Here is a 22,809-nt window from a genome sequence, read left to right on the forward strand (position 1 = left end):
CATCCCGAACAGGACCGTGAAACGATTACGCGCCAATGATAGTGCTGCAACCAGTGTGAAAGTAGGTTATCGTCAGGCTTGTATTCCGCATACCCCCGATCAAGCAATTGACCGGGGGTTTTGCTTTTGTGCTTGTGAAAATAATCAAAAGAAGAAGGCGTCAAATCCTCTCAACGTAGGGTGCGCTGCACGCACCGCTATCCTTATTGATCCATCACTCTTTTGCTCTCCGCACGGCTCATCGACCAACGACACCAGGCTCCAGCTTGCGCTGGAGCGACGGGTTTGAGGCTAAACCCTTGTAATTCAAGCGGCTTGTTGCCAGCATTGCCAGTAGTGTAGGTGACCTGGCAGTGGGTGTACCTGCTTCAAAATGGAAACCTAAAATCGTCGCTCCTGCGCAGGCAGGAACCTAGCGGCGTTCGTGGATAAACGCAGATATTTGCTTATCCGGAACTCATAAAGCATGTGTGGAAAAACGAGTGTCAGCCCACATAGGAGTGATGATGTCGGAAGACGTAGGAAACTCGCAAGGCCGTGCTGTCCACTCATACCGATATGAATCTCGAACTTATAGACAATAAAAAAAGGAGCTCACGCTCCTTTTTGTTTATTTATGACCAGGGGAGGATCGAAAGATCTTAGTTCTTCTTCACTTCTTGTATCGCCTCAGCAAATTCTGATAAATCTTCAAAGCTTTTGTACACGGATGCAAAGCGAATATAGGCGATTTTATCGAGGCGTTTCAGTTCGCGCATGACCAGTTCGCCGACATGGCCGGACATGACTTCGCGCTCGCCACTGGACAATAGTTTTTCTTCTATGCGCTGGATGGCTGTTTCAACAGCTTCGGCAGAAACCGGGCGTTTGCGCAGGGCCAGCATCAGACTGGCACGTAGTTTTGCGGTCTCATATTCTGTACGGCTGCCATTTTTCTTGACAACGACTGGCATGACCAGTTCGACGCGCTCATAGGTGGTGAATCTTTTATCGCAATCGGCACAGCGACGGCGACGGCGAATGACATTGCCTTCTTCCGAGACACGGGTATCGATGACTTGCGTATCATCATTGTGGCAGAAAGGGCATTTCATGGAGTTTGCCTAAAGGTTGAAAAACGCCACTCATTTGAGCGGCGTTTCTTGTTGCTGAATTATGCTTCGTAGACCGGGAAAGCATCGGTCAGTTCCTTGACCCCGGCTTTCGCACGTTCTATGGTGGCTGCATCGTGCGGATTTTCCAGTACATCGGCAATCAGATTACCTACTTTGACTGCTTCTGCTTCCTTGAAGCCACGTGTGGTCATGGCCGGGCTACCCAAGCGGATGCCGGACGTGACCATTGGTTTTTGCGGGTCATTCGGGATACCGTTTTTATTGCAGGTGATATGCGCTGAACCGAGAATGGCTTCCGCTTCCTTGCCTGTCAGACCTTTAGGACGCAGGTCCACCAGCATGACGTGTGATTCAGTGCGGCCGGAAACAATGCGCAGGCCACGTTCAGTCAAGGTGTTTGCCAGGGCAGCGGCATTCTTGACGACTTGCTCCTGGTAAGCCTTGAATTCAGGTGTCAATGCTTCCTTGAATGCCACTGCCTTGCCAGCGATGACATGCATTAAAGGGCCACCTTGCAAGCCAGGGAAAATCGCAGAATTGATTTTCTTTGCAATCGCTTCGTCATTCGTCAAAATGATACCGCCACGTGGGCCGCGCAGGCTCTTGTGTGTCGTCGACGTGACGACATCGGCGAAAGGTACGGGATTAGGATAGACACCAGCCGCGATCAAGCCAGCATAGTGAGCCATGTCGACCATGAAATATGCGCCGATTTCCTTGGCGATTTTTGAGAAACGTTCAAAGTCGATACGCAGGGCAAAAGCAGAGGCGCCGGCAATAATCAGTTTGGGTTTGGTTTCGCGCGCCAGTTTTTCCATCGCATCGTAATCGATATCTTCTTCAGCATTAAGGCCATAAGAAACTACATTGAACCATTTGCCGGACATATTGAGGGGCATGCCGTGGGTCAGATGGCCGCCTTCAGCCAGGCTCATGCCCATGATGGTATCGCCAGGGTTCAACAACGCAAAGAACACGCCCTGGTTGGCTTGTGAGCCGGAATTAGGCTGTACATTGGCGAAATTGGCATTGAACAATTGCTTCAGACGGTCAATTGCCAGTTGCTCAACCACATCGACGTGTTCGCAACCGCCGTAATAGCGCTTGCCTGGATAGCCTTCGGCATATTTATTCGTCAGTTGCGAGCCCTGGGCTTCCATGACGGCAGGTGAGCAATAGTTTTCAGAGGCGATCAACTCGATATGTTCTTGTTGACGCACGTTTTCTTTTTGTATCGTAGCAAACAGTTCTGGATCTACGTTGGCGAGAGTATGATTTTTTGCAAACATGGCGGTTCCTGATTATTCCTGTTAATAAACAATTGATTGTCGTCAATGAGGTGTCTGAAACGGATAAGGGCAGCCTCATTGCTTTTACCATCAGGCTACCCAGGCGCACGGCTAGAGTCATGGCGACTCCGAAATCTCACGCTTCCCGATGGATCTCCATCTTTGGCCAGAAATCCCTTAAAAAGCAGATGTTGGCCGTTTCGCCAGTCACGTGAGACGAAATGGTGCATGGATTTTACGTGATGACGTTTGAATGGGCAAGTGCCTGTCTGTATACACATGGTTTCTGCGCTTGTCTCTCTGATTGAAATCCTGTTTACAGGGGCAACAGATATTCCAAACAGGGGGGGGGTGATCCTGATCTGCACCCAATTCAGCAGATGACAAGAACATAAATGCAAAACCACTTAAAATACCCTTATCCAGGATTTAACCATCTCATTGAAGGAAATCAGCATGATCGTATTGATTACAGGCGCAAGTTCCGGTTTTGGCGAAGAAATGGCGCGCAAATTTGTGCGTCACGGGCATCAGGTAATTGCCGCTGCACGCAGGGCTGAACGTCTTGCCGCCCTGCAAAAAGAGCTGGGTGCCGCCTTATTGCCAGTCACGCTGGATGTTACCAGCAAAGATTCGATTGCCCAGGCTCTCGCTGGTTTGCCGGAAGAATGGAAAAAAATCGATGTACTGGTTAATAATGCCGGTCTGGCACTGGGTACGGAACCTGCGCATCTGGCGTCGCAAGACGAGTGGGATACGATGATCGATACCAATACCAAAGGACTCGTCACCGTTACCCGCGCAGTGCTGCCGGACATGGTCACACGTGGTACTGGCCTGGTCATCAATATCGGTTCTGTCGCCGGTTCTACCCCTTACCCGGGTGGGAACGTCTATGGAGCGACCAAGGCGTTCGTTGAGCAATTCACAAAGAATCTGCGCGCGGATCTGGTGGGTACAGGCGTGCGCGCCACCAATATTGCGCCGGGCCTGTGTGGTGGTACAGAATTTTCAAATGTGCGTTTCCGCGGAAATGATGATGCGGCTGCCAAAGTATATGAGGGTACCGTACCATTGACGGCAGTGGATATCGCTGAAACTGCGTACTGGATCGCCACCCTGCCACCCCATGTCAATATCAACCAGATAGAAATGATGCCGACTTGCCAGGGGTATGGCCCATTGACTATCAAACGCACACCAGTTTGATTTCACATTTCCCTGATGCATTGATCATGCGCCAGGGAAATAAGAAAAACAATAACAGGGCATAGAGAGGCAAAATGCGAAGCAGGGCAAATCGCCAATTTTATTGAACGAATTGCAATGCATCGCGTCTATACTCGTGCCATAGCTTTAAAATATGAATACACAATTTGAATGGCAAGTACGGGTCTACTATGAAGACACGGATGCGGGTGGTATCGTTTTCTATGCCAACTACCTGAAGTTTTTTGAGCGTGCCCGTACCGAATGGTTGCGGTCTGCCGGAGTGAATCAACAGCAAATGGCCGATGACTCCGGAGTAATGTTTGTCGTCAAAGCCACCGCAGTCGAGTATCATGCACCCGCCAGGCTTGATGATGAACTCAGGCTGACCGTTGTGGTCGAAAAACTGGGGCGTGCTTCTGTGCAGTTTGTGCAGGAGGCGTGGTGTGGTGATCGCCTGCTGGCCAGTGGGCATATCAAGGTAGGATGCGTTTCTAAAGAAACCGTGCGTCCTGCTGCTATACCTACGGATGTGCTGGCAAGATTGGCCTGAATAATTATGTATCCTGCCGCACATTAAAGCTGATTTAACTGCCATTGCGGATCGCGCGGCTAACGTTTTTGTTTTATTTAATTGATTTGATATGACTGTTACCCAAGACCTTTCATTCTTAAGCCTGATTACCAATGCCTCGATACTGGTGCAACTCGTCATGTTGCTGCTGCTTGGGGTGTCATTGACGAGCTGGACCTATATTTTCAGCAAGATGTTCGCCATCAAGAAAGCGCGTGCGCAAACTGAAGATTTCGAACGCAACTTCTGGTCAGGTGGCAATCTGGTTGATTTGTATGCATCGGCTACCAATAGTCGCCGCAATGGACGCGATAGTACGGGCGCGCTTGAGCGTATTTTTGAAGCCGGCATGAGTGAATACCATAAAGTCAAAACCGCCAATAAAGCCTCGCTCGATGCCGGCGCCATGCTTGATGGTGCCCGCCGTGCCATGCGCGCTTCTTATCAGCGCGAAATGGATGTGCTTGAAGCGCATTTGTCGTTTCTGGCATCAGTCGGTTCTGTGTCGCCCTATATCGGTTTGTTTGGTACGGTCTGGGGCATCATGAATTCTTTCCGTGGCTTGGCCAATGTCCAGCAGGCTACGCTGGCAGCGGTCGCGCCCGGTATTGCCGAAGCCCTCATTGCCACGGCAATCGGCCTGTTTGCAGCTATCCCGGCAGTGCTGGCGTATAACCGCTACTCACATGATATCGACAGATTGGCGATACGCTTTGAAACTTTTATTGAAGAATTTTCGAATATTCTTCAACGCCAGTCGCGCTAGGAAGAATTGAATCAGCATGAGTACCCTGCGTGGCGAACGTAAACGCAAATTCAAGGCAGAAATCAATGTCGTTCCTTATATCGACGTCATGTTGGTATTGCTGGTGATTTTCATGGTGTGCGCGCCGATGACCAATCCCAGCGTCATCAATTTGCCTACTGCGGGGCAATCGACACAGCCGCCTACTGATTACATAGAAATCACTCTGCGTCCTGAAGCGCCTTCCACCATCAGCATCAATAGTAAGGCTGGGGCAAACGGCAATAATCGCCAGGACAGCAAGGAAGAAGCGAAAGACCACAAGCAGTTAATGCAAAAGCTGCGTGAATACCATGAAGCCAAACCTGATTTGTCGGTGCTGGTGTCAGCTGACAAGGGCATGGTTTATGACGAGGTAATACAAGTGATTTCTGAAGCAAAAAAATTGGGCATCAACCGCGTTGGTCTCGCTACACGATGAGTTCTTGCTGATGCAGAGAAAACTGCGACCCTTCCTGGTTTTATATTGTGCTGCCAGTCTTTGCGGCATGGGGCAGGTCAGGGCGCAGACTGTTTTGCCATCGAAACCGACTCCCATTCTGGCACCTGTGCCGCCCTCTGTTCCAGTAATCGGCACGACGGTCAGTCCACAAGAAAATAGCGAACCAGAAACAGAAATCGCCATCAGCAGTACCAGCGGTCGCCTGCAATTGCAGGCACCTAAATCAGCATGGACAGATTTGCTCAAAGAGCATATTCCTGAATTTTCCGGCAGTGCCGACGCACAAAATATTACACCTGCACTGATACGCAAACTGCGTCTTGATATCAGCAACATCCTGGCAACAGAAGGGTATTTTTCACCCCAGATACAATTTGAAAATTTTGATAACCTGGTCAAAGCACAGGTGCCCGCAAATACGCCGGTCACTGTAAAGCTCATTCATGTCACCGTTGATGCAGGGCCGCGTACTCTGATTGAGAATGTTTCACTCAAAGTCTTTGGTCCGCTTGCTGATGCGATAGATGCCGGCGATAAATCTGCCATCAAACGGCGCCGTGCCTTGCAGGAAGACTGGGGCCTGGCCGTCGGGCAAGCATTTCGCGAAGCCGACTGGACTGATGCGAAAACCCAAATGCTGGAGAGCCTGCGTTCTGATGCTTACGCTGCTGCCAATATCAGTGACAGCGAAGCGCGCATAGATGCGGATAATCAGCGCGGGATATTGCAACTGGAAGTGCAAAGCGGCCCACCGTTTACCCTGGGTGAAATTCGCGTAAATGGTTTGCAACGTTATCCGGCCTGGTTGATAGACCGCTATCAGGCGCCTAAAATGGGTGAGCCCTATTCGCGCTCACGCCTGCTGGATTTTCAGAGAGCGCTACAAAATTCTCCCTATTTTGGCACCGTGACAGTAGGTATAGACCCTGATCCGGAAAAAGCCAGTGCCGTGCCCGTGGACGTGACTGTGCTAGAGCGTCAGGCGCGTGACCTGAGTTTTGGACTGGGTTACAGCACCAATACCGGCTATCGCAGTGAAATAGCTTACCGCGACCGTGACATCCTCAGCAAAGCCTGGGATCTGCGCAGTGCCCTGCGGTTGGAACAACGCCGTCAACTGGGCTATGCCGATGTCTATTTGCCACCACGTGAAAACAATTATCTCGATTCTTTTGGTGTCTTGATAGAACGTGAAGACCTCGCCGGTGTGTTGACCAACCGCCAGTCCCTGGGCGTCAAACGCACCATTACCCGTGGTCATCTCGAGCAGCGCCTGGGTCTGAACATTGTCAGGGAAAAACTCTCATTCAGTGACAATGAGCCCGATGAGTTTTACCGCGCGCTGGTTGCCAGCATAGGCTGGACCTGGCGCGATGTTGACCAACCTTTTGACCCGCGTAAAGGTCAGATATTGCAATTCGATCTTGCCGGATCAGAAAAAGCAATCTGGTCTGATCAGCGCTTCATCCGCGCCTATGCCAAATACCAGCGCTGGATACCGGTACGCAAAACGGACAGCGTCATCCTGCGGGCCGAACTGGGTACCGTATTTTCTCCCGGTTATGACGGTATCCCCGAAGATTACCTGTTCCGTACCGGTGGCAGCACGACCGTGCGTGGCTATTCTTATCAAAGCCTGGGGATACAACATGCCGATACCACCAGGGGTGGACGGGTGCTGGCAACCGCCAGTGCTGAATATGTACATTGGCTCAATGCTTCATGGGGCGCAGCGACTTTCCTTGATGTAGGCAACGCCGCCGATAGCTGGCGTGAAATAAGCTTACGTCAGGGCATGGGAGCAGGGGCGCGCTATAAAACGCCCGCCGGGCCGATTGCGCTTGATCTGGCCTATGGCAGACAAATTAAAAAATTCAGGCTGGATTTTTCTATTGCGATCGCCTTCTGATATGAAAACCACTGAATCCGGCGATAAAGCTTCGTCATCCTCCTCTTCGCCGCAGGCGGAAAAACCAAAAACAAAAAAACGCAGTTCGCGTACTGCCCGCGCTGCCTTGTTTACACTGAAAATGATGCTGGCCCTGCTGTTGATATTCTCATTGCTTTTGCTGTGGGCATACAAGACAGAAAGCGGTACCAAGACCCTGTTTGCCGTCATGGAGAATTTCAGCGCAGGCAACCTGAAAGTGTCGGGCGTGAAGGGGACGCTGGATGATGATATATCGCTGGAGCACTTTAGTTTTCGCAACGCATCTTTGTTAATTGATGCCAGTGCGGTGCGTCTGCAATGGCATCCTGCGGCCTTATGGCGCAATCACCTCGACATTACGCAGTTGCAGGCAAGTTCACTGACTGTTGCCAGTCTACCTGGCAAGGACGCGGCAAAATTGCCTGCAAACCTGAGCCTGCCCATGACTGTGAATGCCCGCAAACTGGCACTCGGACGATTGCATATTGCCACCCTGGCCGCAGATGGCAAGCAAACGGAAACAGTGATGCTGAGCGCACTGACAGGCAGCCTGCAATTTCAAAATCATCAATTTCAAATCACCACTGCGCTCACCAGCCCCTGGGGTAGCCTGGATCTGAAATCCGGGCTGACCAGCCTGCGGCCATTCAAAATCGATGGCAACTTTAATCTGCATGGGCAAGCCATACAAGACATACCGGCAGTGAGCCTGACCGGCGCTTTGGCTGGTAGCCTGCAAGACCTGGAAATTGCCGTGCAGGCGCAATTGACGGAGCAAACCGCCAAAACCCAGGCTCTGCGTGGCAATGCCAATACCTTGCTGACACCGTTTACCGCCCCCTATGTGCGTCAATTGCATGTTGATGTGCAGCATCTTGATCCATCCGCCTGGCATGTCGCGGCACCACAGGCAGATTTACGCATACAGGCAGAGCTGAAATCGGTGACCGCCCTTAGCCAGGGGCAGGCATCAAGATTTGTCGTCAGTGGTGATGTCAACATCCGTAATACTTTGGCTACATCCATAGACAAACATGGCTTGCCCGTGCAGGCACTGGCTTCCAAAGTTGTTTGGGATGCTGATCAGGTAACACTGAAAGACCTGGCTGTGCAATTGGCGGGTAATGATAAAACTGCGGGCAAGGCACTGGGTAATGCGCATGTCAGTTGGAAGGCGCAGCAACTGGCAGCGGATGTACAGCTGGCCGTGTCGAATATTGATTTGAAACAAATTGATCAGCGCCTGCATGCCAGCAATATCAAAGGACAGTTATCGGCACAAACATCAGCACAAACGGCCAAAGACCACGTCATTAATTTGCAGGCCCAATTGCAAGATGCCAGGGCCAGCCTGAAGGCTGATGCCAGTTACCACACTGAAAAGCTGTTGCTGAATTTGAGCAAATTTGATTTGCAGGCAGAAGACTCACATCTGCAAGGTACAGGTGAAATCAGCTTTGAAGGAAAACAAGCTTTCAAACTCAAGGCCAGCCTGAAAAATTTCGACCCGGCGCGCTGGGTAGCGACACAGCCGGGTCGGCTCCAGGCGGATTTTAGTGCCGATGGACAAATTCAGCCGCGCCTGAATGTACAACTGAATTTGCCACAGTTGCAAGGTCAGTATGCCGGGCAAACAGTGCAGTGCAGTCTCGACATGCGCTGGTTGCAAGACCAGCAATTGCAAGTCAAACAGCTTGACCTGCACTGGGGTAAAAATGCCCTGAATGCCCAGGGCAACTGGGGCGGGACTGATGATGTACTGAAGCTGAAACTGGATGCCCCGGACCTGAGCAGCCTGAATCCCTTGCTCACCAATTTGCAACTGGCATTGGGGGGCAGCCTGAAAGCCGAAGCCGATTTGCGCGGGCGCTTCAATGAACCAGCGGGCAAGCTTGATGCGAGCGCGCAAATGCTGAGTGTCAAGCGCGGCAATCAGCAATTCCATATAACACAGCTCAAATCGACGGTGGCGCTCAACAGCGGTGAACAAGGTAGCTTTGACGGCGAAATAGTCGCCAGTCATATTGGTGGCGACTTACCGAGTTTGAATCTCAACAACAGTGCTGAACAGATTGCTTCAACCGACAAGCTGGAGCAAGTTCGCCTGCAACTGAAAGGTAGACGCGACGCGCATACGCTGACACTGGAGAGCAGCTTCCCCAACAAGCAGGTACTCAGCCTGGTGGCTACAGGTGGTTTGCAGGCAGCGAAAAATGAGAGTGCACCATGGAACTGGCAGGGGCAATTGCAGGCATTGAGTTTGCATGGCAACCCCGATGCGCGCCTGCAAAGCAGCAGCCCCTTGCAAATTTCATCGCAGTCAGTGCGCCTGGGTACACTCGCTATTCATAGCGAGCTTGGCAACCTGATGCTTGATGAACTGGAATGGACGCCTTCGGCATTGAAGACCACAGGCCGTATCAGCGATGCACAGGTCATTGCTATTGCCAACCTGATCAAGCCGCAGTCTTCTGTGACAGGTAACCTGAAACTTAGTGCGCAATGGAATCTGAATTTGAAAGAGCAGGCGCAGGGTGAAATTCAATTGCAGCGCCAGAGCGGTGACCTGCGTTTTAATGATCCTGATGGTACCGGTATAGCAGTAGCACTGGGCATGCGCGAACTGCAAATGCAGATGAAGGTTGGTGGGCTGGTTGCTGGTACAGATGGCGAAAACCTGAGCTTGAATATCAACGCCAATGGTAGCCGCCTCGGGCAATGGCAAGTCAGGGCGAATACCGTCCTTAGCAAACAAAATGAAATGTGGAAGATATTGCCAACGGCTGCATTGAATGGGCAGATCAGTGCAGCCATTCCTGATCTGCAATGGCTGGGACCCTGGATCAATCCTGGCCTGGTCTTGAAAGGTAAGCTGAATGTGGATGCGCGCCTGATGGGCAATATGGGCAAGCCACGTTACCACGCTGACCTGACCGGGCGTGAACTGGAAGTGGCTTTTGCTTCTGAAGGTTTGTTGTTACCGAATGGCAGCATGGATGCACAGCTTGAAGATGGGCGTTTGAAACTCAGCAATTTGCAATTCTCCAATACCGTCAGTAACATACCGCGCCACGCGCAGCTGCAAGGCCTGGATATGCTGGGCAGAAAAGGTGAGTTCAAGGCCAGCGGTGAGGTCGACATAGGCAAGGAGACCGGCAGCATACAGGCGCAATGGCAACAGTTTCCTTTATTGCAGCGCAAGGACAGATGGCTTGTCGTTTCCGGACAGGCCAATATCGTCGAAGCAAATAATATCTGGAGCCTGACTGGCAAAGTGCTCACCGATGGCGCTTATTTCAAATTGCCAAAATTGCCGCCGCCCAGCTTGTCAAGTGACGTCGTGGTCATACGCAAAAGCGATAAACTGGCAGTCAAGACCGCTGAAACCGATACCGCCAAAAAAGGTTTGAAAACCCGTGTTGATGTCAGTTTTGACATGGGGTCGCATTTTATATTTGTTGGCCGTGGCCTTGACACCGGCCTGGAAGGCAGCCTGCGCCTTCGCTCGATTGATGGCAACCCATTGCAGGCCAATGGCTCCATACGCACGGTGAAAGGCATGTACGAAGGCTATGGACAGCAATTGGCGATAGAACGCGGTATCTTGAATTTTCAGGGGCCTCCTGCCAATCCCGGTTTGAACATCCGCGCCCTGCGCCAGGGCTTGCCAGTGGAAGCAGGGGTCGAAATTGTCGGTACTGTTGCCGCTCCTCAGGTACGCCTGGTTTCAGAACCCTCGGTGCCTGATTCCGAGAAGCTGTCCTGGCTGGTGCTGGGTCGTGGCTCTGATCAACTGGCAGGCAGTGATGCGTCTTTGCTCATGTCCGCAGCAACTGCCATATTTGGCGGTGATGGCAGCCGTAATGTGCCGCGCGATATCGTACAGGGCCTGGGTTTTGATGAGTTCTCCATCGGTGCGGCAGGCAATAATTCATCCAGCCGCCTGCCAGGGCAAACCATCGCCGGCTCTACGGGCAACACCACGGCCACCACTGACCAGGTCGTCAGTGTCGGCAAACGCATCATGCCTGGCCTGGTACTGTCGGTAGAGCGTGGCTTGTCAGATGCCAGTGGTGCGATCAAGCTGAGCTGGCAATTAACCCGGAGAATCAGTCTCATCGGCCGTACCGGCAGTGAGTCTGCCGTGGATGTCAACTACACCTTCTCTTTCAATTAAAATGTATGCTGATTAACTGAAACGGTCAGCCAGTGAATAGTTCACTGGCTGACCGCCATTTACTTCAATTGGTCAAACGCATTAGTGAAATTAAGCAGTCAAGCCAATTACTGTTCCTTCTTTACTTCAGGGTACAGCACTACCTGTACATAGTTTTGCAAATTGAAATAACGTGCTGCCGATTCTTTTATCTGTGCCGCAGTAATTGCCTTGACACGTTTTTCGTATGTCAGAATCGCTTCCGGGTCAGTTTGATACAGCACCGACATCTGTAAATGATTGAGCCAGTTTTCGTTGAGGCGTAATGAAATCTGGTTATCTTTCAACCAGGCCTGCTTGACCTTGTTCAGGTCATCTGCCGATGGGCCGGTTTGCTGGATTTTTTGTATCTCGGCCAGCATCGCCTTGATCACCTTGTCTGCATTGGCAGGACTGCAAGGCAATTCTACCTGTATGGAGTAATGCCCTTGCGGGGTACGGCCAAAATCGCCACTGATGCCGCCGCTATAAATCAGGCCCTGTTTTTCACGCAATACATCAATGACTTTCAAATTCAGGATATCTATCATTGCGTAGAAACGATTGTGCTCTTCCCTTGAATAAGTCGCCGCACCAGCAAATGAAAGCGAGACGATGCTTTTTTCTTCGCTGCCCAGATGCACTTCTTTTTTGACGATGCCCTGCACCGGGTTGATGTGCAGGTCCTGATATTTTGTAGGGATATCAGCCACCGGCAAACTGGCCAGGTAGGTTGCAAGCAGTGGCTTCATTTTATCCAGGTCAAAACTACCAACAAAGATGAAGTTGAGATCTTTTGCACTGCCATATCTTTCCTGGAAAATTGTCATCGCCCGGTCAAGCGCGATCTTGTCAAAATCCTCGACTTTGCTCAGGCGTGTTATGCGAGGGTGATTTTGATACAGCGTGCCAGTAATCTCATCCGCAAAAATGGACTCTGGTTGCGAGCTGACGTTACGCGCCATTTCTTTTTGCGAGCTGATAAAAGCCTGGAACAGGGCTTCGTCCTTGCGTGGGCTGGTCATGCGCAGGTAAAGCAACTGCAACATGGTCTCTATATCACCACTGCTGGAAACACCGCCGAAAGTTTCAGTGTAGTTATCGATGCTGGTCCTGAGATTGGCAGATTTTCCAGCCAAAGTTTCCTGCACATCTTTTGGTGCAAAGTTGCTTAAGCCCATGCTCCAGGCGATCGGGTTGGTATACCAGGCGCTGTAAAAATCATTGTCTGCATATAGCGACATGCCACCAAACCGACGTGCACTCATCAATACCTGGTCGTTCTTGAAATCTGTCTTTTTCAAGGTGACTTTGACACCGTTGGACAAGGTCATTTCCGTCACACCCAATAACTTGTTTTCTTTTTCAGAAATAATCTGTCCTGCCGTGGGCAGGGTAGTCATCAGGTTCGCTGTCACCGCAGTATCTGCACGGGCAAACACGGCTTGCTGCTCTGACTTGTCTGCCATGGCCAATAATTCGGCGCTGGTAGGGATGACTTCACCCGCTTTATTTGAACCTACATAGAAGACCAGTTTTTGCATGCCATCAGGTGTGGCCTGTTTTGCATATTGATTGATTTCTTCCAGCGAAATACCCTGGTAAAACTCCTTGAAATAAGCATATTCATTGGCGATGCCGGGTATCGATTCACCGTTGAGGAAGTTGCGTATATATTCTGCCGCAAACTCTGAAGATTCCGACTTGTTGCGCTCGTTATACATGGTTTCATAATCGCGCAATTCAATTTTCTTGACAGTATCAAGCTCAGCAGCGGTAAAGCCAAATTGCCGTATGCTATTGGTTTCCTGTATCAACGCATTCATGGCGGTAGGGATGCCGGCTTTGGCAACCACGGCAACCGAGACAAATGATTCATAACCACTGATGACCTGTTGCGCACCGCCAGAGGCACCCAGAAACGGTGCCTGCAGTTGCTGCGTCAAGGCGTCAAGGCGTTTGTTGAGCATGGATTTATACATGCCCTTGATGATATCCTGGCGGTAATCACCGATGGTGTTATGCACTATTGCCGCCTGCAAAGGATAGCGTATCATCAGCAAATTACTGGTCGCTTCCTTGTCGGTAATCACCAGGGCTTTGGATGCTACATTTTTGGGGATGCTGGTATCTGTCCTCGGGCGTTCAGGTACCGGGTTTTGCAAGCCCGAAAAATACTCACGTATCATTTTTTCAGCTTCAACTGGCTGAACATCACCCACCACCACCACGGCCATTAAATCGGGGCGATACCAGTCTTTATAAAAGCGACGCAAGGCCTCATGCTTGAAGTTCTTGACGATGTCTTCCTTGCCTATGGGCAGGCGTTCGGCATATTTCGAACCGTTGAACACCTCTGGCAATAACTGCCGCGTCATGCGGTCACCCGCACCTTTGCCCAGCCGGGCTTCTTCCAGGATGATGTCGCGCTCTTTATCGATATCGACATCTTTCATCTGCACGCCTTGCGCCCAGTCAGCCAGGACTTGAAACCCTGTCTTCAAGTAGGCTTGCTTGCCAGTAGGAATCGGCAGGGTATAGACGGTTTCATCAAAACTCGTATAAGCATTCAGGTCAGCACCAAAACGCACACCTATCGATTGGAGATAAGAAATCAATTGATGTTTCTTGAAATGGCGCGAGCCGTTGAAAGCCATGTGTTCGGTAAAATGTGCCAGGCCCTGCTGATCATCGTCTTCCAGCACAGAGCCAGCTTTCACAACCAGGCGCAGTTCCACTTTTTTTCGTGGCGATTCATTGCGCTGTATATAATAAGTCAGGCCATTGCTGAGCTTGCCCATTTTCAGGTCAGGATTGACAGGGATAGGGTCAGTCAGGCTGATTGCTGCATAAGCTGGCCAGACAGCCAGGCATACAGTCAGCGCAGCAGCCAGCTTCAATGCTTTGCTGTGATACGGGGAAGAGGAGGTGATCGGCATGGTCAGGGGCGCTGGACAAAAATGCCAGTGTACCCTGTTGCTGGAAAGCCGGCAGTGAAGGCTTTGTATCGATTTGCTACAGATCAGCCATAACGCTGGAACAGATCTGCTGATAAATTGGCAGGACGCATCTGTTTGTGTAAAACCGTCATGAATTCCATTCTTTTCATTCAGTATGACAGGGTGAAAGTATGACGAAAGGAATTTTGAGGCTGTTTGAAAGATCGCTTAACTGCCGCATCCCCCGCCGCCGCATCCCCCGCCGCCACAGCCACCACCACAACTGCTGCCGCAACTCGATCCGCCGCCATCACAACCGCCGCTGTCACCACCACTTGAATCGCCGCTGCTGCCACAACTACTGCCACCGCAAGATGCGCCTGCGGTAGCGGCCTTCGCTTGTTTTGCCATCATTTCCTCATAAATCAGGGCAGTAATCAGGCCGGCTGCCAGCAACTGGGCTGCGTCAAAGCTTTCTGGATAGGTGGATTTACCGGTTGCCACACCACGGCTATCCATGTTCTGGAAGCCGATACGGCTCACCCTGGCAAAGTAGGCATAGCCATCAGGCATGCGCAATTTGCTGTCAAGGGCGAATAAACGCGGTACGGTCGCGCTACCGGGGTCTTTGCCTTCGGCTTTTTGGGCGGTGATGAGACAGCTGGCCAGTGCGGCATCCATCGCCCCTGCCATTTGCGCCGCTTCTATATGCGGTATGCAGCGTTTGTAGTGTTTCAGGCAGAAATTATCCAGATTGGCTGAGGACCACGCATACCATGCATGCCAGACAGAATCCGCTGCCTTCGACGGCAAGGCGCAGCTTTGTTTGCTGTGGCTGACATACTCGAAGAACATCATCAGCCCCTCGGCTGCGCGGGCAAAAAAAATGGCATCACGAGGGATGCCGGGAAATTCTTTCATCGCGTTTTTTTGCCAATGCAAAAATACCGCATTGGGGATCTCGCTTAACTGACGCCTGTAATCCGAAGACTTGGTGATGTTCCTGGCGCGCATCATTTGATATTTTTGTTTTAATTGACTTAGCATTGTCTTTAATCTCCTTTTCTCTTTTGTTTTAGTCATTTTACTATATGCGAGAAATATGACAATTGCATGACAAAAATGATGAGGGGAAATACGTAGTCCTTGTGTTGTGGCATTGAAAGTGGATGGTGTTTAAAAACGCCAATTTCAATTCCGCGTATAATTTAGCCATGCTGAAAAAAATCCTGACCATGCTGATACTTGCGCTGACTATCCAGTTTAACTGGACGGTTGCCAGTGCGTATTGCCTGCATGAGACAGACAAGTCAGCCAGTCATTTTGGGCATCATCCTCACCAGCATGATAATGCTGCACAAGATGATGAAAAATCTCCGGATTCCAGGCAGAAAGCTACGCATGCAGATTGTGATTCATGTGTGCACAGCGCAATGACTGCAATGCCCTGGCATGCTGCTGTGGCCAGCCCCTTGCCTGGCTTAAGCCACCAGCTCGCTTTCCCACTATTTACCCCTCCCGCACCTTATATGGGCATGCCAGATCGCCCTCAGTGGATGGCTCTCGCTTAATTTTCACAAGCGCTTATTGCGCCACACGAAAATTACGGCGACTTCGGCCTGTATTTCACGCATACGATGATTGATGAACTGCTAACGCATTTGCGCATTGGCGGACAGGTGCTTTGTCGCCGGATTTTTCCTTTTATTTACAGGAGAATTCCTTGCGATCCTTATATGTATCAATGGGCCTGGCGATCTTGTTTGTCCAGCCCCTGTTTGCCTTTGCGCAAACGCTTCCTTCTCTGACACTGGCCCATGCTTTGCAACGTGCGTTGCAAAACAGCCCTGACTTGTCCTTGGCTTTAAAAGACCTGGAGATTGCCGACGCGCAGCTCAAACAAGCCGGTGCCTGGCGTAACCCAGAATTATCCGTACTTGCAGAGGGCTTACAAAGAGAGAACCGCACGAGTACTGTGCAATTGAATCAGACACTCGAACTGGGTGGCAAGCGGGCAGCCAGAATCAATGTGGCAGAGTTTGACCGCTCTATTGCCAGTGCTGATCTGGATCAGCGTCGCATCGACGTACATGCCAGCGTGGTGACCGCTTTTTTTCAAGTCTTGATGGCACAGGAAAAATTGACGCTGGCACAGACGTCACAGCAATTGTCGCAGCGTGCCACAGAGGCGGCCTCGCGGCGAGTAGCGGCTGGCAAGATCGCCGCGATGGAAGAAGTACGTGCCAAAGTTGCCGAAACCAGCAGCAAGATCAGTGTCAACCAGGCCAGCAGCGAACTGCTTGTTGCCAGGCAAAAGCTGGCTGCCACATGGGGCAATACCCTTACGGACTTTGCCGAAGTAGCCATGCCGGATGCCGGGGAAGGGCATCTGCCAGCCTTGCCAGAATTAAGCAGGCGGCTTGCAAGCAGCCCGGCCCTGCAACGTGCGGCACTGGAAATTCAAAAGCAGCAGGCCATAGTGCGTCAGGAGCGCAGCAAGCGTATCCCCGACCTGACCATCAGCCTTGGCGGCAAACGTGATGAACAGGTTGGGCGCAGTCAGGTCATTGTCGGTTTTTCCATACCACTTGCGCTGTTTGACAATAACCAGGGCAATGTCTTGGGCGCTTTACGTAAAACCGAAAGGGCACGTGAAGAGCAGGCCATGCTTGAAAAAAAACTGACATTGGCACTGGCTGAAATCTATCAGCAGCATCAGCTTGCCATGAATGAATTGCAGGTATTGAAAAATGAAATTTTGCCCCCTGCACAGATGCTTGTCGATGCAAGCATCAAGGGCTTTGAGCTGGGGAAATTCAGTTTTCTCGAAGTGCAGGATGCACAACGAAGTCTGTTGCAAAGCAGACTCCAATACCTGAATACCCTTGCCGAGTCCTATCGCACCAGCGCAGAAATCCAGCGTCTGACTGGCAGCCGTCGCAATGAACATATCAGCACACAACCTTGATCGCACCCCATCATGAAAATATTCCATCTTCACAAAAAAGAACGCATCCTTATTGCGCTCGTTTTACTGACCGGTTTGATACTGGCTGCCTTGATTATCTTTTCTGGCAAACCACAAGCGGCGCCGGATGCATCGCTTGTCACGCCGACAGCACAACATCATGAAGAAAGTGAGCCAGAAATAATTGCACTCACTGAGGCGCAAATCAAACAGGCTGGCATCGCCATCAGCAATGCAGCGCCAGCGAATATAGGCAATGTTGTGCAACTCACAGGCGAAATCCGCTTCAACGAAGATTTGACTGCGCACGTGGTTCCACGACTGGGCGGCGTGGTGGAAAGCGTACCCGCCAGCCTGGGCCAAATAGTTAAAAAGGGACAGCTGTTGGCCGTCATAGCCAGCACTCAGCTGTCGGAATTGCGCAGTGAATTATTGTCTGCGCAAAAACGACAAGCCTTGGCACAAATCAATGTTGAGCGTGAGAGGAAATTATGGCAAGAAAAAATCTCGGCTGAACAAGACTATTTGCAGGCAAGCCAAAATCTCAAAGAACTGGAAATCGCCATACAAAATTCACGGCAAAAACTGGCTGCGCTGGGTGCCACTGCTGGCTCAACAGGTAGTTTTAATCGCTATGAATTACGTGCGCCTTTCGACGGTGTGATTGTAGAAAAACATTTGTCGCAGGGTGAAATGGTCAAGGAAGACAGCAGTGCTTTTACCATCTCTGATTTATCTTCGGTATGGGCAGAAATTACCGTGCCAGCCAAAGATCTGGATTTTGTTCGTACGGGTGAAATTGTTACGGTCAAGGCGACAGCCTCTACAGCGACGGCGAGCGGAAAAATAGTTTATGTAAGCGCACTACTCGGTGAGCAAACCCGCTCCGCCAAGGCACGCGTGACTTTGGCAAACCCCGGCATGGCCTGGCGACCGGGCTTGTTTGTTGACGTGGTGCTGATGATCAATGAAACCGAAGTACCGGTAGCCATACTGGCTGAGGCACTGCAAACAATCAAGGACAAGCCCGTCGTGTTCATCAGGACGGACAATGGCTTTCAGCCGCTGCCAGTAAAAACCGGGCGCAGTGACGGCAAATATGTGGAAATTGTAGAGGGTCTGAAACCGGGTACGCCATATGCCGTTGCAGGCAGCTTTGTCATCAAGGCAGAGCAGGGTAAAGACAGTGCAGAACATGATCATTAACCGGGAGAATGAGCATGTTTGAAAAAATTATTCAATTTTCCATCGCCCAGCGTTGGCTGCTCTTGTTGGCAACGCTGGGTATGATGGTAATCGGTGTGTTCAGTTATCAAAAACTGCCGATTGACGCCGTGCCTGACATCACCAATGTACAGGTGCAGATCAACACTGCTGCTACGGGCTATTCACCTGTGGAAGTGGAGCAGCGCATCAGCTTTCCCATAGAAACAGTCATGGCAGGTTTGCCAAATCTGGAACAGACACGTTCGCTGTCGCGTTATGGCTTGTCGCAAGTGACGGTAATTTTCAAGGATGGCACCGACATCTATTTTGCACGCCAACTGGTCAACCAGCGCATGCAAGAAGCCAGAGAGCGTCTGCCAGCCGGCATCTCACCGCAGATGGGGCCAATCTCTACGGGGTTGGGTGAAATTTACCTGTGGACAGTGGAAGCGGAAGATAGTGCAAGAAAATCCGATGGCACCGCCTACACACCGACAGACCTGCGCGAAATACAGGACTGGATCATCAAACCACAACTGCGTAATGTAGCCGGCGTTACAGAAATTAATACCATTGGTGGCTTTGCCAAGGAATACCAGATCGCCCCCAACCCTGCCAGGCTTGCTTCTTACTGCCTGAGCATGCAGGATATTGTTAGTGCGCTGGACCGTAATAACGGCAATGTCGCTGCTGGCTATATAGAAAAACAGGGTGAACAATATCTGATACGCGCACCCGGTCAGATCAACTCCGTGCAAGATATCCGCAATATCATGCTCTCTCATGTACAGGGTCAGGTGATACGCATTGCCGATGTGGCGGAAGTTGGCATTGGCCGTGAATTGCGCACCGGTGCGGCGACAGAAAATGGCCGCGAAGTGGTGTTGGGTACCGTCTTCATGCTGACAGGCCAGAATAGCCGGGTGGTATCTCAGGCCGTTGATAAAAAGATGCTGGAAATTAACCGCACTTTACCGGCGGGTGTGAAAGCTGTCACCGTGTATGACCGCACTGTATTGGTCGACAAGGCCATCCACACCGTCAAGAAAAACCTGCTGGAAGGGGCGGTGCTGGTGATTGCCGTACTTTTCCTGTTTCTTGGCAATCTACGCGCCGCCGTTATTACCGCGATGGTGATCCCACTGGCGATGCTGTTCACATTCACCGGCATGTTCAGTTATAAAATCAGTGCCAACCTGATGAGCCTGGGCGCGCTCGATTTTGGCATCATTATTGATGGGGCGGTGGTGATCGTGGAAAATTGTGTGCGTCGTCTTGCCCATACGCAGATGAGCAAGGGGCATGCACTGACAAGGGCGGAACGCTTTCATGAAGTCTTTGTCGCTGCCAGAGAAGCCCGCCGCCCTTTGTTGTTTGGCCAGTTGATCATCATGATTGTCTACCTGCCCATCTTTGCACTGACCGGTGTGGAAGGGAAAATGTTTCACCCCATGGCATTTACCGTAGTAGCCGCTTTGCTGGGGGCAATGATTTTATCGATGACTTTCATTCCCGCAGCAATCGCCCTGTTTATTGGTGAGCGTGTGGCAGAAAAAGAAAACCGCCTGATGGTATTTGCCAGACGCATCTATGCGCCATTGCTCAGTAAGTTATTTCAGTATCAGTCTACGGTGTTTGCTACGGCAATTGTGGTGATGCTCCTGTCTGGCCTGCTCGCTTTGCGCATGGGCACTGAATTTGTGCCGAGCCTGAACGAAGGTGATTTTGCCATGCAGGCTTTGCGTATACCCGGCACCAGCCTGACACAATCACTGGAAATGCAAAAACAGCTGGAAAATGGCCTCAAGAAAAATTTTCCTGAAATCGACAGAATTTTTGCCCGCACCGGCACGGCAGAAATTGCTTCTGATCCCATGCCGCCAAATATTTCTGATGCCTACATCATGCTGAAACCTGAATCTGCATGGCCCACACCGAAAAAATCACGCGATGCACTTTTGCAGGCAATCAAAAAGGAAGCGGGTCTTTATCCGGGCAATAGCTATGAATTTTCTCAACCGATACAATTGCGCTTCAATGAATTGATTTCCGGTGTGCGTACCGATGTTGCCGTCAAGGTGTTTGGCGATGATATGCAGGTCTTGAATGAGATTGCGAGCAAGATCGCCAAAGTGCTGGCACGTGTACCTGGTGCCACCGAAGTCAGGGTAGAGCAAACTTCAGGCCTGCCCATGCTGACGGTGAATATAGACAGGGAAAAGGCAGCACGCTATGGCTTGAATATGGCCGATGTGCAAGATGCCGTGGCAATCGCCACGGGTGGCAAGGAGGCCGGAAAAATGTTTGAAGGCGACCGCCGCTTTGATATCCTGGTACGCCTGCCAGAAGACATGCGTAGCGATCTGGAAGCATTGAAGCGTTTGCCCATCCCTCTGCCATTTGCACGTGTTGATAACGGCAACAGCGTCAACAGCAGTAACAACAGCAACAAGCTCAGCTATATCCCGTTGACTGAAGTAGCAAGCCTGGATTTTGCACCCGGCCCCAATCAGATCAGCCGTGAGAATGGCAAGCGCCGCGTTGTTGTCAGTGCCAATGTGCGTGGTCGTGACATAGGCAGTTTTGTACCAGAAGCAGCACAGTTGATTGAGAGAGAAGTTCGTATCCCGGCTGCTTACTGGCTTGGCTGGGGCGGCACTTTCGAACAATTGCAATCCGCCAGCCAGCGCCTGCAAGTGGTGGTGCCTGTGGCTTTGCTGATGGTATTCATCTTACTATTTGTGATGTTCAACAATATCAAGGATGGTCTGCTGGTGTTTACCGGCATTCCGTTTGCGTTGACGGGTGGCGTCGTTGCACTTTATTTGCGCGATATACCCATGTCGATATCGGCAGCAGTGGGGTTTATCGCCTTGTCTGGAGTGGCGGTACTCAACGGGCTGGTGATGATCTCTTTCATACGCAGTCTGCGCGATGAAGGCATGTTGCTGGACCAGGCCATCAATACCGGCGCGCTGACACGTTTAAGGCCGGTACTGATGACAGCGCTGGTAGCTTCACTGGGCTTCATTCCCATGGCAATTGCGACCGGTACTGGGGCAGAAGTGCAGCGGCCTTTGGCTACGGTGGTGATAGGCGGCATTTTGTCTTCTACCGTGCTGACCTTGTTGGTGCTCCCTTTACTTTATCGCTTGTTGCATAAGAACGAAGAAGCAAAAAATTTACCGGTGATCAGTTTCAACTAAGCCTTTACCTATACAGCAGGTGCAATCAGTTTATGGGCGGGGCCAAAAAATATAGGCCCTGTCCAGTTTGTTATTGATAAGCACAACCGTCGTTACGACGATGAACTGGCGGCCATCAACAAACTGCTTGAGTACCGATGCCTGCACATCCGGATACTTGTCGTCATCACGTTGCATCACTCGATTTTCACTCCATTTTTACTTCATTTTCAGTCAGGTAAAGCACAGAAAATATGTCAGCCCCGTCACCAATGCGATAGGCGCTGACAGGTTTGCTGAGCTTTAAATGCTTCATGTCACCGGGGAAAATAAAGCTTCATTTCAGGAGATTCCGGTCAGGCAAAGCTGTGCGAAAGATAGACGGAAAATACCTGAATTGAAGATGGATGGAGAGCGCTTGTCGTATGCCCTTTGTTCCAAAAAATCGTTGTTGAAATCCATCAGCGTGGTTTAGTAAACACACTAAACTGAAAGCCATCAGCAGGCCTTGATTGACTGAATTTTCAGCACAAAGATACCATCAGATATCGTTTGCATTGATGTCTTTTGTTCGTGTTTAGTGATTGCGAATTTTATTAATATGAGCCTGATCATACCTAATTTCGCTGAAGCCATCGCTGTTGCTGTGGGCGTTCTTTCGCGTAGGTTGAAAAACCAGAAGGACCGCGCAAACCTGGCCGACATCGACGCCAGTAATCAGCGCGTCACCGCAGTGTGCAATGTCATGCCGCGCCGGATTTTTTTCATCGACGGTATGGCCGGTCAGTCAAGCGCTTTCTATGCGGGGCTCTGTCGCTCGCTTCTTCATAAGACATTTCATAAAGACGTGTACGGCACCCATGCCGGCATGGGTGGTAAAGACTATCAGATGCCGTTTTTACCGGCTGAGCTGGTATTGCGAGCCTGACATTTGGCGGCACGCATGTCGTAG

The 22,809-nt window shown here is 50.9% G+C and carries 17 protein-coding genes and 1 riboswitch; of the genes, 12 read left to right on the forward strand and 5 right to left on the reverse strand.

What is annotated here, in order from left to right; all coding sequences use genetic code 11:
• Positions 1-289 (forward strand): hypothetical protein (locus ACO0LH_RS23905; RefSeq protein WP_422943653.1); only part of this gene is annotated, 289 nt, incomplete at its 5' end.
• A 352-nt stretch (positions 290-641) separates the two neighbouring features.
• Here the strand turns inward: ACO0LH_RS23905 and nrdR are convergent.
• Both nrdR and glyA read right to left on the reverse strand, forming a co-directional pair.
• Complete coding sequence (gene nrdR / locus ACO0LH_RS23910) at positions 642-1,094, reverse strand: transcriptional regulator NrdR (RefSeq protein ID WP_422943654.1); 453 nt, start codon at positions 1,092-1,094, stop codon at positions 642-644.
• A 59-nt stretch (positions 1,095-1,153) separates the two neighbouring features.
• Entirely contained in the window at positions 1,154-2,404 is a 1,251-nt protein-coding gene (gene glyA / locus ACO0LH_RS23915) for a serine hydroxymethyltransferase (RefSeq protein WP_422943655.1), read from the reverse strand.
• A gap of 90 nt (positions 2,405-2,494) precedes the next feature.
• Positions 2,495-2,625: riboswitch (ZMP/ZTP riboswitch) on the reverse strand.
• Positions 2,626-2,860: 235 nt separating this feature from the next.
• On the opposite strand from glyA, the gene ACO0LH_RS23920 reads away from it, so the two are divergent.
• From ACO0LH_RS23920 to ACO0LH_RS23945, 6 genes are all read left to right on the forward strand, one after another.
• The gene (locus ACO0LH_RS23920; RefSeq protein WP_422943656.1) at positions 2,861-3,613 is read left to right on the forward strand and encodes an SDR family NAD(P)-dependent oxidoreductase; all 753 of its coding nucleotides are present in this window, start codon (positions 2,861-2,863) and stop codon (positions 3,611-3,613) included.
• 154 nt (positions 3,614-3,767) lie between these two features.
• A complete protein-coding gene (gene ybgC, locus ACO0LH_RS23925; protein WP_422943657.1) occupies positions 3,768-4,166 on the forward strand; it encodes a tol-pal system-associated acyl-CoA thioesterase in 399 nt (132 codons plus the stop codon).
• Between the two features lie 91 nt (positions 4,167-4,257).
• Entirely contained in the window at positions 4,258-4,953 is a 696-nt protein-coding gene (gene tolQ / locus ACO0LH_RS23930) for a protein TolQ (protein ID WP_422943658.1), read from the forward strand.
• A gap of 16 nt (positions 4,954-4,969) precedes the next feature.
• A complete protein-coding gene (locus ACO0LH_RS23935; RefSeq protein WP_422943659.1) occupies positions 4,970-5,413 on the forward strand; it encodes an ExbD/TolR family protein in 444 nt (147 codons plus the stop codon).
• A 10-nt stretch (positions 5,414-5,423) separates the two neighbouring features.
• On the forward strand, positions 5,424-7,343 hold the full coding sequence (locus ACO0LH_RS23940; protein WP_422943660.1) for an autotransporter assembly complex protein TamA: 1,920 nt from the start codon (positions 5,424-5,426) through the stop codon (positions 7,341-7,343).
• Between the two features lies 1 nt (position 7,344).
• Entirely contained in the window at positions 7,345-11,541 is a 4,197-nt protein-coding gene (locus ACO0LH_RS23945) for a translocation/assembly module TamB domain-containing protein (RefSeq protein WP_422943661.1), read from the forward strand.
• Positions 11,542-11,648: 107 nt separating this feature from the next.
• On the opposite strand, the gene ACO0LH_RS23950 is transcribed toward ACO0LH_RS23945, so the two are convergent.
• Complete coding sequence (locus tag ACO0LH_RS23950) at positions 11,649-14,498, reverse strand: M16 family metallopeptidase (RefSeq protein WP_422943662.1); 2,850 nt, start codon at positions 14,496-14,498, stop codon at positions 11,649-11,651.
• A gap of 228 nt (positions 14,499-14,726) precedes the next feature.
• A complete protein-coding gene (locus tag ACO0LH_RS23955; RefSeq protein WP_422943663.1) occupies positions 14,727-15,545 on the reverse strand; it encodes a hypothetical protein in 819 nt (272 codons plus the stop codon).
• Positions 15,546-15,712: 167 nt separating this feature from the next.
• Here ACO0LH_RS23955 and ACO0LH_RS23960 point away from each other — a divergent pair, with 167 nt between their 5' ends.
• The 4 genes from ACO0LH_RS23960 (at position 15,713) to ACO0LH_RS23975 (ending at position 21,878) form a co-directional block, all read left to right on the forward strand.
• Positions 15,713-16,069 (forward strand): hypothetical protein, encoded by a 357-nt coding sequence (locus ACO0LH_RS23960; RefSeq protein WP_422943664.1) that lies wholly within the window; start codon positions 15,713-15,715, stop codon positions 16,067-16,069.
• Positions 16,070-16,221: 152 nt separating this feature from the next.
• A complete protein-coding gene (locus ACO0LH_RS23965) occupies positions 16,222-17,466 on the forward strand; it encodes a TolC family protein (RefSeq protein WP_422943665.1) in 1,245 nt (414 codons plus the stop codon).
• 12 nt (positions 17,467-17,478) lie between these two features.
• On the forward strand, positions 17,479-18,672 hold the full coding sequence (locus ACO0LH_RS23970) for an efflux RND transporter periplasmic adaptor subunit (RefSeq protein WP_422943666.1): 1,194 nt from the start codon (positions 17,479-17,481) through the stop codon (positions 18,670-18,672).
• A gap of 14 nt (positions 18,673-18,686) precedes the next feature.
• Positions 18,687-21,878, forward strand: a complete 3,192-nt coding sequence (locus ACO0LH_RS23975) for a CusA/CzcA family heavy metal efflux RND transporter (protein WP_422943667.1) — start codon at positions 18,687-18,689, stop codon at positions 21,876-21,878.
• 30 nt (positions 21,879-21,908) lie between these two features.
• On the opposite strand, the gene ACO0LH_RS23980 is transcribed toward ACO0LH_RS23975, so the two are convergent.
• A complete protein-coding gene (locus ACO0LH_RS23980) occupies positions 21,909-22,055 on the reverse strand; it encodes a hypothetical protein (RefSeq protein WP_422943668.1) in 147 nt (48 codons plus the stop codon).
• Positions 22,056-22,458: 403 nt separating this feature from the next.
• Between ACO0LH_RS23980 and ACO0LH_RS23985 the strand changes: the two genes are divergently transcribed.
• A complete protein-coding gene (locus tag ACO0LH_RS23985; RefSeq protein ID WP_422943669.1) occupies positions 22,459-22,785 on the forward strand; it encodes a hypothetical protein in 327 nt (108 codons plus the stop codon).
• Positions 22,786-22,809: the final 24 nt, after the last annotated feature.

Source organism: Undibacterium sp. TJN19, assembly GCF_049339485.1.
In the GTDB taxonomy this organism is placed as follows: domain Bacteria; phylum Pseudomonadota; class Gammaproteobacteria; order Burkholderiales; family Burkholderiaceae_D; genus Undibacterium.